Below are 13941 nucleotides of genomic sequence, written 5' to 3'. Positions count from 1 at the left end.
TTAAATGAGCAAAAAAAAGCGATCAAATATTCGCAAATTTGGCAAGGAGCCGGCGAAATTCGGTGAATTCCTCCGGGCTGAACATCTTCAATCGGGCATTGAGCACCTTTGGCGCCACTTCCGGAATGCGCTCTGCGACGGCCATGCCTTTCTCCGTCAGCGCGAGGTTGACCATCCTGCGATCGTCGACGCTACGGCTGCGCGCCAGCAGGCCCTTGCTTTCCAGTTTGTCCAGCATGCGGGTCATCAGGCCGCTGTCGATGCAGAGCAGCTTGCTCATCTCGAACGGCGTGTGGGCCACGCCACGCGTCAGGAGGAGCAGAATCCCCATATGCTGGGCAGTGATTTCCAGGTCTCTCAGAGCCGCATCCATTTCGCACAGGAGGCCGTCGCGGGCGCGGTTAAGAAAGAACCCGACGCTCTGCATGAGCTGATAGTTCTCCTTCGAGTAATGATCCACGGCGAGACCTCATCGATGTTGTTGACGGAACAGTAGTTGATAAGTCAGATATATGCAAGATAGAATTTTGGCCTGAAGCGCTGCGCGACGGTTGATCTCGTCCAAGCCGCTGATTTGTATGGTGACTACTTTAGGTAGCATGGGTTGGCACAGCCAGCACCAGACCTGGCGGCGCGACCGCAATTCATTCGCCGGCGCGAGTGCTTCAAGCGCCGGCAGCGCATGACGTATCAACGCCGAAGAGCGCTCCCGGACATATCGGCGGGAGCGTCGCGTTGACCGGAATCCGGGTCGTGGCAGGGAGCTTTCAGCAGCATGAGGCCTGGAACCTCATCGCGCAGGCGAAGAGGCGCCGGGGCAAGAAAAAGGAACTAGTCCTCGACTCGGGTTGCATTTGCGTCAGGGAGTCGACGCGGCCTGCCGCCGCCGGAATATCTGCCTATCCGCGCTTTGCCGAATCCTCGAACCTGGCGAATACCCGAGCCTGGACGGCGTCCATGACTGCAAGGACGCGCTCATCCGCGGGCGCGCTTGCTGTCACGCCGGTCGCCTTTTTCGGCTTTGAGCCGACCGGATAGAAGACAAACACCGTATCGAACCGGCCTGCCGATTCCTTCTTCAGGCGTCGGTTGAGCGCCTTCAGGTACTGCTTCTTGATGGTCTTGGACATAGGTTCCGGGGCTCTCAGTGCTGTTGTAAATGGGGGCTCGAATTTCAACTGGCGTAGCAACCACTTCCACGGCGTTCGTCCCAAGGCAGCTAGCCGGGAAGCGCCCGCGAAGACGGGGGCAGCCGACCGCTGCCGATCAGTTCAATGAGATCGGCGACCCGCGCCTCGGCTATGGAAAAGGCCTCGGTTTCTTCCATGGAAGGCCGTCCCGCGCGAAACACCGTCTGCAGTGTCCCGGCAAGTGTGTGATGGCGGACAAGAACGAATCCCTGGTGCTTTCCATTCGTAAGTGGCTCGGTGTAGGCTTTAAATTCGTAATAACCGGCGCGCTTGTTACTTTCCATGCACTTCTCGCTTTTATGGTGTGCACGGAGTCCGCCAGCGCGCAGTGGCGAACTTCGGCTCAGCTTGCGGACCCACCCGCCGGGCTGCCTGGGTGTGCATACGCGGGCGAGTGGATTTCTCCCCGACGCAATGTGCGACCCTCCTGGCAGTAACGAGGGTCTAACCTGAGGATATCAATTCGCAGGCTGGCGTTCCTCAGGGAATTTCCCGGAGACCGCTTGCGCGGCATGGGCGGCGCCCCGCCCGCCGGAGAATCCCGTAGCGCCCTTCAAACGCACGTTCGTGGTTCAGGCGGGGAGATATGCCATGGAGAGGGAACTGAAGTTCGAGCTTGCGCAAGAACAGTCTCACGTCCTGCGCGACCTTCCCCTACTCCCGACATTGCAAGTGGAACCGCCGCACGAGGAAGCGTTGCTTAGCGACTATTTCGACACGCCGGATCTGCTGCTCTGGCGGCAGGCCGCATCGCTCCGGGTTCGTCTGGCGGCCGGTCATCATGTGCAGACCTTGAAGTCAGCGGGCGCACGCCATGCGGGCCTGTTCGAGCGAGAAGAGTACGAAACGCCGGTTGCCGGTAACGCGCCCGATATTGCTGCATTGCTGGCGATCGTGCCGGAGACATCGCCACTCTCACCGGTCCTGAAGACGCACCAGCTACAGGAGCAGCTGGCACCGGCGTTCTGTACGGACGTTTGTCGCACCGTGTGGCTGCTAGGGCTTCCCGAGGGAGATGAAGTCGAGCTCGCGATCGATACCTGTACCGTGGTTGCCGGCGAATCAAGCCAGTCATTTTCCGAACTGGAGCTGGAACTCAAGCGTGGTAAGGCGGACCACCTCTATGTATTGGCGCTGAATCTGGCCGACACGGTGCCGATGCGCCTTAGCCTGGCGAGCAAAGGCGATCGCGGCTACGGGCTGCTTGTCTGCGATAAGCCGAAAGCCGTGCGTGCGAAGCCGCTAGTGCTGGAGCGGCAGGGCTCCGTGGGCGATGCTTTCCGCGAGATCGCGCAGAACTGCCTTGCGCAAGTTCACGCCAACGAAGCTGTAGTCGCGAGCGCGCAGTCACCGGAGGGCGTACATCAGATGCGCGTCGGGCTACGCCGTTTTCGCTCTGCGCTCGATATGTTTTCCGGCGTGGTCACGCTGCCCGCCGAACTGCAGGACGAACTCAAATGGATTGCAGGCGAGTTGGGCAAGTCCAGGGACTGGGAGGTGTTTGCCCATTCGACGCTGCCTCAGGTTTCGGCGGAGGAGGAGGACCTCCCTGGCCTGCGGAGTGTCAGCGAGGCCGCCGCCGAGATTGCGAGAGCTCGACGGCTTGATGCCGCCGAAGCGGTTCATTCCGCGCGCTATGCGCGGCTGGTTCTCGCGCTGGGACACTGGATGGCGGTTGCGTCCTGGCAGGGTGATGCGGAACCGTCAAAGCAAATGCTGCTGACGATGCCGGCAAGCGAGCTGGCTCGCGATGTGCTGCGCGCGCGCCATCGCAAGCTTGTCCGTCGCGGGCGAGGGCTGCACAAACTGGACGCGCCACGGCGGCATCGCGCTCGTATTGCCGCAAAGAAGCTGCGCTATGCAGCCGAATTTTTCGCGTCGCTGTTCCGGAGGAAGTCGCTGGACAATTATCGCGGCGTGCTCGCCAGGCTGCAGGATGACCTTGGCTGGGGCAATGACATGGCCGTGGCTGGCCACCTCCTCGGTTGTCTTCAGCAGGCCAACGAAAGTGTCGCATGCGGCGCAATCTATGTCAGGGGATTCCTGGCGGCACGCATCGTCGCTGATCGGGAAAATCAGCGACGGCTCTGGAAGCGGTTCCGCCGCACGGAACGACCACAGTAAGGTAGGTGCGACTTTGCCCGGGCATGGTTGCCGGTAGCGGCGGGCGGCATGGCGCACCACCTTGAAATCCGCACAGATCGTGATTGAGTGTTTCTTGATCTGGGGGACCGCACGCCGGGCGACGACGGGAATTGGCGCTTCACCCGCAAGGACGGAGCGCAGACTACCCGGCGGCTTTCCCACTGACAATCCGCCCCGAAACCCCCGCCGGCACCGTGCGTTGCCACGGGGCGTTCGAGGCCAAGGAATGACCGGCCGTCATTTTTGTTCATTGGAACGCCCGGCGCCAAGCGCCTCGAGCAGTGGCCGGAGGGTATCGAGTTCCGCGCCAAAACCGGTCCAGTCGCCCGCCTTCAATCGCTCTATGGCGCGGTCATAGTGGGCGAGCGCCTCGCGGGCGCGGCTGTCCGCCGTGCCCTGGCGCTGCGCCGCCGCGGGGGCGGCTTCCTTGAAGAGCGCCGCCAGCGCGGCGCCCAAGGTCTCCTCCATGACCACATGGTCGCCGTAGGCGGCGATCACCCGCTTCAGCTCGGGCAATTGCCCGGACTCGGCGCGCAGGTAGAGCGGGGAGACGTAGAGTATCGAGTTCTCGATGGGCACGACCTGGAGATGGCCGCGGATGACGCGCGAACCCATCTGGTTCCACAGGGAAATCTGCTGAGAGATCTCGGTGTTCTGCTGGATGCGCGCTTCGATCTGGAACGGCCCGTAGATCAGCTTGTCCTTGGGAAACGCGTAGACGACGAGCTTGCCGTAGTCGGGAGGATCGCAGCGTGCCGCCAGCCACGCAATCATGTTTTCGCGCCGGCTTGGCACCATCGGCAGCATGAGAACGAACTCGGCGCGCGGCTCCGCCGGGAGCCGCACAATCATGTAGTAGGGCGTCATCGGCGCGCCGGGGGCAGTCCCGGTCCCGGTCCCGGCGTCAATGTCGGCCAGCTTGCGGGGGAACTGCCAGAGATCCTCCCGGTTGTAGAAGACTTCCGGCGTTTCCATGTGGTAGGCGCGGTAGATCTGCGCCTGGATCAGGAACAGGTCCTCGGGATAGCGGATATGTTGCTGCAGGTCCTGCGGCATCGTGCCCAGTGCCTTGAACAGGCCCGGGAAAATGCGCTGGTACGTCCGCACGATGGGATCGGCGGGATCGCTGACATAGAAGTCGACAGTCCCGTTGTACGCATCGATCACCACCTTGACCGCATTGCGTATGTAATTGTCGCCGTCTTCGCTGGCCGGCTGGGAGTACGGGAACCAGCGGCTGGTGGTATAGGCATCCTGAATCCAGTAAAGCCGCCCGCCGCTCGCGACGATGTAGGGGTCATGGTCGAGGCTGAGGAACGGGGCGATCGTGCGTACCCGGTCCTGGATGTTGCGATGGAGCAGGATCCGGCTTGCGGGTGTGATGTAGCCGGTCACCAGGATGTTGGGATCGTCGAACTGCCAGGCGAAGAGGGCCTGCAGCGCCAGGCTGCCGATGCCGATGCCGTCGCGCCCGCTGTAGTTCGTATAGACGTTCTCGTCGCCCTTGGGGTAGTCGAACTCTGGCGCGTTGCCGTTGACGATAACGTAGCCCTTGCCGCCTTCGCCGAAGTACAGGCGTGGCTCACGGATGGCGGGGCCGCCGTTGGAGACGGGCGGAATATCCTTCAGGTAAAGGGAGGGCAAGCCCTCCGCGGATTTCTCCGTGACCGGCGACATCACGACGCCGTTGCCGTGGGTGAACAGCAGATGCAGGTTGACCCAGGTCTGGGCATTTGCCGGAAGCAACGACGGCTCCAGTTCCCGAGCCGAAAGCATGACCTGCTGATAGCCGGCGTCAAACCGGTAGCGGTCGATGTCCGTCGCCAGGAATTTGTAATAGGTCCTGATCTCCTGCAACTGCGCATAGGTATCCCGCAACGGCTGCAGGTCCCACAGGCGGATGTTGTCGATGGTCGGGCGATTGGCCTGGAGCGTGGCGAGATTCAGGTTCTGTTGGGCCGGAAACGGCTTTGCCGCAATCTGCGCCAGGCCATAGGCCTCCCGCGTCAGCGCAATATTGTGCTGGATATAGGGCGTTTCCAGCTGCAGCTCGTTCGGCTTGACATAGAAGCGCTGGAACAGCGCCGGGTAGGCCACGGCGAATACGAATGCGCCGCCGAACACGATCAGCGCCGACGCCGCAGGAATCCGATAGCTCCGCCAGCGCATATTGGCCCATGAGGCGATCGCGGCAGCGGTGGCCAGGCCGATCAGCGGCCACAGGACCGGCAGCCCGACATGGACATCGGTATAGCCGGCGCCCACCACGACGCCGTTGTCGCCGTAGAGCAGCAGGAAGCGGTCGAGCCAGTAAGACCAGGCCTGCAGCAGGAAGAACAGTCCCAGCAGCACAGAGCCGTGGGTGGCGGCCGCTGGCGAAAGCCCGCGCGGCGACTGCAAGAATGCGATGTCGCCGCGCAGTCCGTACACGACGGCGGCGACGCCCGCGCTGCAGCCGAGCAGCAATAGCAGCCAGTTCCTGAGCGCGATATAGGCGGGCAGCGAGAAGAGGTAGAAGCCGATGTCCTTGCCAAAGATCGGATCGCCTTTGCCAAAGGGCACCTGATTGACATAGCGCAGCGCGATGTCCCAGTCCGAGGCTTCGCTGATGGCGAGGGACAGGCCCACGAGGACGGCGGCCCCGGCGATGGCGGTGCGCCAGTGGACGTGTGGCGCGACGTCGCCGACCAGTTCGCTCAGGACCTCCGGCATCCCGGGCGGAGATGCCGTCTCCAGCTTCCAGGCGCCAGGGCTCGCGTAGCGGTGCGCCAGCCATCCCGACGCCCATATCGCGCCCGCCGAAGCCACGAAGACGGCGACGAAAAGAAGCACCTGGGTGGCAAGGATCGTCCAGAAAACGTCCACGTAGCCGACGGAGGAAAACCACAGCCAGTCAACCAGCATGCCGGTGACGCGGCTGACGACGACCAGCCCGGCGATGACCGCCACGATCCTGGCTGCAATGCGTCTCAGCCGCGTGCCGGGTCCTCCTGGCGATCGCATCGATCGTGCTCCTTGCCGGAACGCCATCCATGGCCTGCTGCGAGCGGACCACGGTGCGCTGCCGGTCTGCCCGATACCTGGCCGGACGGGTTGCCAGGGTGACCGCGATAGCCGGCTCGCAGCAAAGCAAAAGTCCGCGCCGAATCACCCCGGATAATCAATTGTAGGTGGGGAATCACCGGGCAGCACGCTTGCCAGGGCGCGTCGGGATACCGTCTGCGCCCAAGTACATGAAACTGCACAGCGGCGGAGTCGGGATTTACGGAAGTTTTATGGCAGGGCAATACCTCTTTACGCCATTTGCATGGGCCAGTTCTTAACCTTGCAAGGACAGGCAATTCGGTGGTGCCGCGGAACCGGCATGCTCACGAGCCATGAGCGCGCATTGGCTGTACTTCCCCTGACCAACCTGGTAAGCAATATGACGCCGCACTTCACCAAAGCACCGCGCACAAGCGAACCCTGTCACGGCGGCAGCTATTACCTGAAGCTTGCCGGATGCCTGCTCGTGCTTGGCCTGTTGTACGCCTTGTGAATGAGGGGGCGGGAGCCCCCCGCAGCGATCCCTCCTACTCCTCTACGTAGCCTTTGCGCAGCTTCTCCGCCACCAGCTTGTCCATCTCGCGACGGGCCCGCTCGGCAGTGTCGAACTGCTTGAGGTTGACCTGCCCGCTGCTGCCGATGCGGCCGTAGCTGACGCTCAGCTCGGTGCCGCTCAGGCTGGCGCGCCAGAACTTGCGCGAACTGCCCTGCTCGAAGCGTAGCGCCCGCACCAGTTCCGCTTGCCTGGCGCCGGTTGCGGAAGTGCCGGTGCTGGCGTCGTTGGCCGAATCCGAAGCCGACGCCGGCGCCACCGGTTGCGCTGGTGGTGCCAGCACCGGTGCCTGCGGCTCGACTTCCGCATGCAGCGCGCGGTCCTCGCCATCGGCCAGCATGGCTTCGATGCGGGCCAGTACCGCGCCGGCATCGTGCAGCCAGTCCTTGCCGGGAATGTCGAGCACCCGCCAGCCGAAGCTGCGCAGGATGCCGGGACGGAACACGTAGCGCTCGGCGGTGTCCGCCACGGCCTCGGCCGGCGCATCGAGCAGGATCGCCAGCGCATAGCCCTGCGCGGACGGATCGGCGATGGCCAGGTCGCAGCGGAACTGGGAGTGGCCGACATTGACGTGCACCTGGTGGCCGCGCGAGCGCAGCGCCTCGGCCATCGCGTCACGGATGCTGTCGGACCCGGCCTGGCGCGTGAAGGCATCGCGCGCGCCCAGGTTCAGGGCGCCGAGCACCGCCTGCGCGCGTTCGAACTGGCCGCGCGCGCTGGCTTGCGCGAACTGCAGGAAGGCGCGCAGCGCGGCAGCGCCATCGTTGTGCACATTGGTGATGGCTTCCGCCTGGATCGTCGACACCACCGCCATGCGGTGGCGCGCGCGGCTGAAAATCACGTTGAGGCGCTTCTCGCCGCCGCGCTGGTTGATCGGGCCGAAGTTCATCAGCATCTTGCCGTCGGGGCCAGGCGCGTAGCAGATGCTCAGGATGATCACGTCGCGCTCGTCGCCCTGGACGTTCTCCAGGTTCTTGACGAACAGGCCGTTGAACTGGTCGTCGTCCTCGCGCACGTACTCGCGCTCCAGGCGCATGGCAAAGTCCGCGTCCTCGCTGGCCAGCGCCTCCAGCGCGGACTCGATGGCGGTTTGCTGCGCCTCGGAGAAGGCGACGATGCCCAGGCTCAGCCCGGTCTCGCGGCGCAGCATCTCGCGCACGGTCTGGGCGATATAGCGCGCTTCCGGCGCGTTGCGCCGGTCGAGGTAGACGCCATCGCCCAGCCGGTGGAAGCTGACCGGCCGCCCCAGCAGCGCGTCGGCCCCGGCGATGCCGGCGTCTTCCTGGTCCGAGCGCAGCGGCGCTGCCTCGTCCTCGGCCTGCTCCAGCAGACGGTCGGGAATGGTCACCAGGCGGCCGTCGTAGAAGGCGGCGTTGGAGAAGCTGATCAGCGATTCGTGGCGGCTGCGGTAGTGCCACGCCAGCAGCGTGGCGGGCAGGTTGCGCGCGGCCTGGTTCAGCAGGCTGTCCGAGTCCAGGTTGATGGCGACGCGCTCGCCTTCCTCCTCCACCACGATCTCGTCGTCGCCCTCGGCGCCGCTGGCCGAGAAGAAGCTGGTCGGCGGCAGCTGCATCTCGTCGCCGACCACCACCACCTGGCGCGCCCGGCTCAGCGCAGGCACGGCTTCCTCGGTGGGAATCTGGCTGGCCTCGTCGAAGATCACCACGTCGAACAGGTCCGGCGACAGCGGCAGCGTGTCGGACACCGACAGCGGGCTCATCAGCCAGATCGGCTTCAGGTCGTTGATGACCAGCCCGGTCTCGTCGTCGCTGAGGTCGCGGATCGAACGGTGGCGCATGCTCTTGCCGAACTCGTGTTCCAGTTCGCGGCGGCCGGTGGCATAGCGTTTCTTGAACGCCTTGCCGTCGGCATCCAGTTGCGTGGCCGACAGCGAGGACTGGCGCACGTGCTCGGCAAACTGCCGGTGCAACGTTGCGCGTATCACCTGGGCGTTGAGGGCGAGCAGCTCGCGCTGGCCCTGCGCTACCGCGCGCGCGGCCTGCGCCAGCGCCGCCCCGCTGAAGTGCGCCAGCGCCGGGCTCTCGCGCTCCAGGCGGCGCAATGCCTCGTCGGCGACCAGCGCCTCCAGTTGCGCCGGTTCATGGTCCAGCAACTGCAGCGTGGCGGCGCAGGCGGGATCGGCGGCATGGACGGCGCGCAGCAGTGGCAGCAGGTCGGGCAGGTCATCCAGTGCTTCGCGCAGGTCGCGCAGCAACTCGGCAATGTCGCCCAGGCGCGCGTCCGGGGCCAGTGTCAGTCCGTCGCGCACGCGCAGCGCCAGCTTGTCCAGCGCCTCGCGCGCGCCGGCTTGCGCGCGCGCCGTGGCGGCCGGATCGACAGCCTGGCGCAGGTGGGCAACCAGTTCACGCGGACCGCTGGCTGCCTGCAGGCGCCGCTCCAGTTCGGCCAGCGCGCGCAGGAAGTCCTGCATCGCGCTGACGCCATAGCGCTGGCGGCTGTCGGCATCGCTCGCGGCCAGCGCGGCGCTGGCCGCGTGCTCGGCGGCCAGCGCCTGCAGCACTTTGCCGAAGCCCGGATGCACGGCGTGCTTGCCGAAGTCATAGCGGCGCTTCAGTTCGCCGCGCAGGCGCCACCAGGCCGGCTGCAGCCAGCGCGCCAGCGACGGCTCCAGGCGCCGGACCAGCGCCAGCGCCGACTCGGTGTCGCCGGCGCTGAGCTTGTCGTGCCAGTTCGACGTCGCCGCCTGGGCGGCGGTGAGCGCCTGGGCGCGCGTTTCAAGTTCGGCCCGCACCTGGCGCAGCGCGCCTTGTGCCGGCGAGGCCGGATCGAGCAGGTCCAGGTGCGCGGCCAGGCCGGTCTCGAGCAGCCATTGGCAATCGGCGGCGATCGCACGGGCCTGTTCCAGCGCGGTGTCGTGGCCGATCAGGCTGGCGGTGCTGTCCAGCAGCGGGTCCAGCGCGTCGAACAGCGCCTCGGTATCGCTGCACAACTGCTCGGCGCGGCCGAAAGCGCGCTCGTCGGCCAGCAGCTCCCGCGACAGCCGGGCGAACGGGTGCGCGGCAAGCGCGTCCATGCCAAAGCGCTCGCGCATGGCGCGGTGCACGCGCTGGGTGAGTTCGCGCTGGCGATCCCAGCTGGCCAGCGCCGGCAGGCGCTCCCGCATGGCCGGGCCGGTCTCGGGCGCCGCGGGCAGTCCGGCCACGCGGCGCAGCAGCGCGCGCACGCTATCGCCCAGCGCCTCGGGCGCGGCCGCCATCGCCGACTCGAATCGGTCGATACGCTGCTGTTGCCCCGCCAGGGCCCCGGCCACCTGCGCCCGGCGCGCCGCCACCGCGTCGCCGTCGTGCGGCTGGGCGATCCACTGCTCATAGCAGGCGCGCAGATCGGCGATAAAGGCCTTCTTGTCGGTCTGCGAGTCGTGGATCAGGCAGCACAGCGGATCCAGCCCGCTTTGCTTGAGCCGGTGGAACACCACGTCCAGCGCGGCGCGCTTCTCGCAGACGAACAGCACGCGCTTGCCGCGTCCGGCGTAGTCGGCGATCAGGTTGGTGATGGTCTGCGACTTGCCGGTGCCGGGCGGGCCCTGGATGATGAAGCTGCGCTGGCTGCGCGCCAGGCCGACGGCGGCGTTCTGCGTGGCGTCGGACGCCACCACGCTCCACTGCTCGCCCGGCGCCAGCGGTGCCGGCGCCTGGGTCTCGATGTCGCGCGGCTCGATCGAGAACACGCGGTCGAAGGCGGGGTTGGGCCCGGGATCGTCCAGCAGTTGCGCGTAGTCGCGCACCAGCGACATTTTCTTGTAGTTGAAGTTGGCCAGCGTCACCTGGGTCAGGTCCAGGTCCCAGGCATAGCGGTGGCCTTCGGATTCCTGCAGCACAAAGCCTTTGCGGTCGCCGGCATCGGCAGCATCGGCGGTGCCGGCGGCAGGCTGGGCCATGTTCGGCTGGCGCGGGCCGGCGCCGGGCGCGGCGCCCGCCTCGAAGCGCTGTGGCAGCTCGCTCGGCCGGACCCAGTGCTCGAACAGCGCCCGCCCCAGCGGGCGGTAGTCGTCCTGCGCATAGCTGTAGGGCGGCAGCCAGCCACCGCCGCTTGCGCGCGCGGAAGCCACGCCCGGCTTGCGGCGCTGGAACTGCTGCATGCGCTGCAGCGCCTTTTGCCGCACCAGCCGCACCGCGGCCTTGTCCACCAGGCGCAGCTCCACCGACGGCTCGGAGCCGCGGATCTGCGCGAGGAGACTGGCATGGATCTCGGCCAGCGCGGTCTTGCCCAGGTCCACCGTCTCGTCCAGGCGGATGTCGTACAGCTGGCTCAGGTGGTGGCGCAGCACCGGGTTGAACTCGGCCTCGCCGCTGGTGCACTGGATCACGTACTGGTCGCGCACGCCCTTGCGCTTGACCAGTTCCACCGGCAGCCACAGCAGCGGCGTCACGATACGCTCGTCCGGTGCTTCCTTGAGGTTGTGCCAGCGCAGGAACGCCACCACCAGGCGCAGGTTGCTGAAGCCGAACTCGGCTCGGTCGCGGCGCGTTTCGGCGATCAGCCGGTCCAGCGCCGCCGGCAGGTAGGGCTGGTCGTCGAAGCGCAGCCAGCGCTGCAGCGAAACCGGCTTGCCGTCCACCAGCTCGGCGGCGAACGGGCCGCCCCATGTGCAGATGTGCTCCGGCCGCACGCTTTCGATCTGCAGCATCAGCGGCACGCTGGCCACGGTCAGGTTGACGCTGGCCGCGGTGGGACGGAAGTACAGCAGGCGGTTGCGCCGGGACAGGTCGAACAGGCGGTCGCGCAGATGCGCGAGCACCGCCGTGCGGCGCGGCGCGGCACCGCTGGCGCCGGCCAGCGCACGCTCCACCTCCAGGGCCAGCGGCTGCTCGCGCCAGGTGCGCAGCCGCGTGGCCAGCGAGGCCACGTCGGTGGCGCGGTCGTGCCGGTTGATCTCGGTCATCTCCACGATCACCGCGGCCACGATGGGGTGCAGCCGCTCGTGCAGCAGGAACAGGTTGCGGCGGCAGGCAACGAACTCGCGCAGATCGTCCTCGTCGGCGAGGTCCGCGCCGCAAGCCAGGCTGGCCAGCGCCATGCCGAGCAGGAAGATGTCGCCGATCTCGTCGTGGTGGCCGACCAGCAACTCCCAGCTGGCCGGGCCGGGCAGGTACACCGGGCGCTCGATCGGCGCCGCGGGATCCAGTTGCAGCGTCAGGTCGGTTTCCTCGCGGCGGCCGTCGTCGGCGCGGCCGCGCTGCAGTGTGCCGACGATGTTCAGGCCCGAGGCCGGATGCGGCTGCACCCGGTGTACCGCGCCGATATCCATGACCGGCAGCTCGCCGTCCGGCCGGCGCAGGCCGAGCGCGCCATCCTCGCCCACCAGGATGCTGTCGGCGTCGAGCGAGGCGACCCTGCCCTGCGCGTGCAACGCGGCGACCTGCTGGAACAGCGGCAGCATCAGCACCAGTACGTCGTCGGTGGGCAATGCCGCGCCCGCCTGCGCCTCGATCAAGGCACGCAGGGTACGCGGCGCGCTGTTGGCGATCGTGCTGTCGTTCATGCCTGGGCCTCCTTGGCCAGTTGGCGGTTGTAGCGGTCCATCTCGCGCTTGCCGAAACCGGCATCGCGGCGCAAGTTGCCGTGCAGCGCGTCCAGGCTGCCCAGCGCCTGCGCCACCCGGCCGGCGCGCAGCAGCGCCGCCTCCTGCTGGTCGGGGTCGGCCAGGGCCAGGTCCATCATCAGCGCATTGAGGTAGGCGCGCACGTCATCGCCGGCCACCTCCGCGGCGAATGCCTCCGGGCCCACTGCGGGCTCGTCGTCGCGCCAGTCGGGAAACAGCATGCGCACCTGTGCCAGCACCGCCTCGCTCGCCAGCGGCGTGCCGGCCAGGTAATGGGCAAGGAAGCCGCGCGTCAGTGCCTGCAGCCGCCGTTGCCCCGGCAGATCCAGCCGCTCCAGCGCCAGGGGACCATGCAGCCGGGTCTCGATCCACTGGTCCAGGCCGGCCGCGCCCTCCCACCACAGCGCCAGCGCGCGGGCGCGGATAAAGGTCTCCGGATGGCTGTGCGCGTTGCTGGCCCCCGCCTCGTGCGACTCGATCTCGGCGGCCTGGCGCAGGTAGGCCGCCGCATCGACGCTGCCTATTCCCGTCTGCACCTTGACCAGCGTCGACACGGCCGGCGCCACCGCGCCGGCGGCCACCGCGCCACCCCGGTCGGCAAACAGCTCGGTGTGCAGGGCATAGCGCCGGTAGGTCTCGCGATGGCTGCCGCTGGTGCCGGGCGCGGCCAGCGCGTCGTTGAGGATGCGGTCGGCCACCAGGAACCGGCCGTCGTCGCGCGACCACAGCAGGTAATGGGCCAGCTCATGGCCAAACACCGCAAGCAGCTCAACCGCCGACAGGCGCTCCAGCAGCGGCCCTTGCACGATGATGTGGACCTCGCCGGGCACATAGACCAGCGAGGCGTTCATCTCCTGCCCGGGTGACTGGTACAGCGTAGCCCGCGCATCGACGCCCAGCCGCGCCATGGCCTGGGCCAGCGCCGCATGCACATCGGCATGCGCCTCGGCATCGATGCGATAGGTATCGCGCAACAGCATCAGGCGCAGCGCCTCCAGGTGCTCGGCGCGGGTCGTGCGCGCGCTGGCCCAGCGCCAGACGTCGGGCTCGTGGCTGCGCAGGTAGTCGACCACCGTTGCGTGATAGGCCAGCGGCGTCAGCGCGCTGCGATCCGGGGCGTGAGAGTCCATGCGGGAAATCCCAGGGTTGCATGGAGGCTGATTCTACAGGGGGCGGGATGGCCGGCGAGATTCGCCAGGACCACCGCTTCATCGCTTCTTGTGGGTTGGCTTTGCCAGCGCGGCGACCGGTTCGGGATGCATCATCCGCCGCACTGAAGGAGTAGATGCCCGCCGGCAGACCAAGGCCTGGGGATCGCGTGATTCCCCATTTACATGTTCCGTTGTCCTACAACAAGAGATGGAGAATCCTCAGCTAGATATTGGTCATGATCCCGAATTCCCCGGTGTTAACCCTGAAACTCGTCGCACTTTCTTGTCTGAATG

8 protein-coding genes are annotated in these 13941 nt (G+C 66.7%); 2 read left to right on the top strand and 6 right to left on the bottom strand.

Going from position 1 to position 13941, the window contains the following annotated elements; all coding sequences use genetic code 11:
- Nucleotides 1–22: 22 nt before the first annotated feature.
- The 3 genes from ACZY0R_RS05695 to ACZY0R_RS05685 form a co-directional block, all read right to left on the bottom strand.
- Nucleotides 23–460, bottom strand: coding sequence for a MarR family winged helix-turn-helix transcriptional regulator (locus tag ACZY0R_RS05695; protein ID WP_488857523.1), 438 nt, complete (start codon nucleotides 458–460; stop codon nucleotides 23–25).
- A gap of 439 nt (nucleotides 461–899) precedes the next feature.
- Nucleotides 900–1130 (bottom strand): hypothetical protein, encoded by a 231-nt coding sequence (locus ACZY0R_RS05690; protein WP_045236903.1) that lies wholly within the window; start codon nucleotides 1128–1130, stop codon nucleotides 900–902.
- Between the two features lie 89 nt (nucleotides 1131–1219).
- Nucleotides 1220–1474 (bottom strand): hypothetical protein, encoded by a 255-nt coding sequence (locus tag ACZY0R_RS05685; protein WP_488857522.1) that lies wholly within the window; start codon nucleotides 1472–1474, stop codon nucleotides 1220–1222.
- A gap of 307 nt (nucleotides 1475–1781) precedes the next feature.
- On the opposite strand from ACZY0R_RS05685, the gene ACZY0R_RS05680 reads away from it, so the two are divergent.
- Entirely contained in the window at nucleotides 1782–3314 is a 1533-nt protein-coding gene (locus tag ACZY0R_RS05680) for a CYTH and CHAD domain-containing protein (protein ID WP_488857521.1), read from the top strand.
- Nucleotides 3315–3572: 258 nt separating this feature from the next.
- Here ACZY0R_RS05680 and ACZY0R_RS05675 read toward each other — a convergent pair whose 3' ends face one another.
- On the bottom strand, nucleotides 3573–6338 hold the full coding sequence (locus ACZY0R_RS05675) for a UPF0182 family membrane protein (protein ID WP_488857520.1): 2766 nt from the start codon (nucleotides 6336–6338) through the stop codon (nucleotides 3573–3575).
- A gap of 361 nt (nucleotides 6339–6699) precedes the next feature.
- On the opposite strand from ACZY0R_RS05675, the gene ACZY0R_RS05670 reads away from it, so the two are divergent.
- Complete coding sequence (locus tag ACZY0R_RS05670; RefSeq protein WP_488857519.1) at nucleotides 6700–6873, top strand: hypothetical protein; 174 nt, start codon at nucleotides 6700–6702, stop codon at nucleotides 6871–6873.
- 34 nt (nucleotides 6874–6907) lie between these two features.
- Here ACZY0R_RS05670 and ACZY0R_RS05665 read toward each other — a convergent pair whose 3' ends face one another.
- A complete protein-coding gene (locus ACZY0R_RS05665) occupies nucleotides 6908–12436 on the bottom strand; it encodes an AAA domain-containing protein (protein ID WP_488857518.1) in 5529 nt (1842 codons plus the stop codon).
- Nucleotides 12433–13626 carry a M48 family metalloprotease gene (locus ACZY0R_RS05660; protein WP_488857517.1) on the bottom strand — a complete coding sequence of 398 codons (1194 nt, stop codon included), beginning with the start codon at nucleotides 13624–13626 and terminating at the stop codon, nucleotides 12433–12435. The genes ACZY0R_RS05665 and ACZY0R_RS05660 overlap by 4 nt, the downstream gene beginning before the upstream one ends.
- Nucleotides 13627–13941: the final 315 nt, after the last annotated feature.

It is taken from the genome of Cupriavidus sp. F041 (genome assembly GCF_057814235.1).
Note: the sequence above shows the minus strand (reverse complement) of the source record. Positions and strands in the feature narration are given on the sequence as shown.

Bases quoted from the DNA above. Each gene is read 5' to 3' on its own strand.
- ACZY0R_RS05690 (WP_045236903.1), bottom strand. From the start codon at position 1,130: ATGTCCAAGACCATCAAGAAGCAGTACCTGAAGGCGCTCAACCGACGC.
- ACZY0R_RS05685 (WP_488857522.1), bottom strand. From the start codon at position 1,474: ATGGAAAGTAACAAGCGCGCCGGTTATTACGAATTTAAAGCCTACACC.
- ACZY0R_RS05680 (WP_488857521.1), top strand. From the start codon at position 1,782: ATGGAGAGGGAACTGAAGTTCGAGCTTGCGCAAGAACAGTCTCACGTC.
- ACZY0R_RS05675 (WP_488857520.1), bottom strand. From the start codon at position 6,338: ATGCGATCGCCAGGAGGACCCGGCACGCGGCTGAGACGCATTGCAGCC.
- ACZY0R_RS05670 (WP_488857519.1), top strand. From the start codon at position 6,700: ATGCTCACGAGCCATGAGCGCGCATTGGCTGTACTTCCCCTGACCAAC.
- ACZY0R_RS05665 (WP_488857518.1), bottom strand. From the start codon at position 12,436: ATGAACGACAGCACGATCGCCAACAGCGCGCCGCGTACCCTGCGTGCC.
- ACZY0R_RS05660 (WP_488857517.1), bottom strand. From the start codon at position 13,626: ATGGACTCTCACGCCCCGGATCGCAGCGCGCTGACGCCGCTGGCCTAT.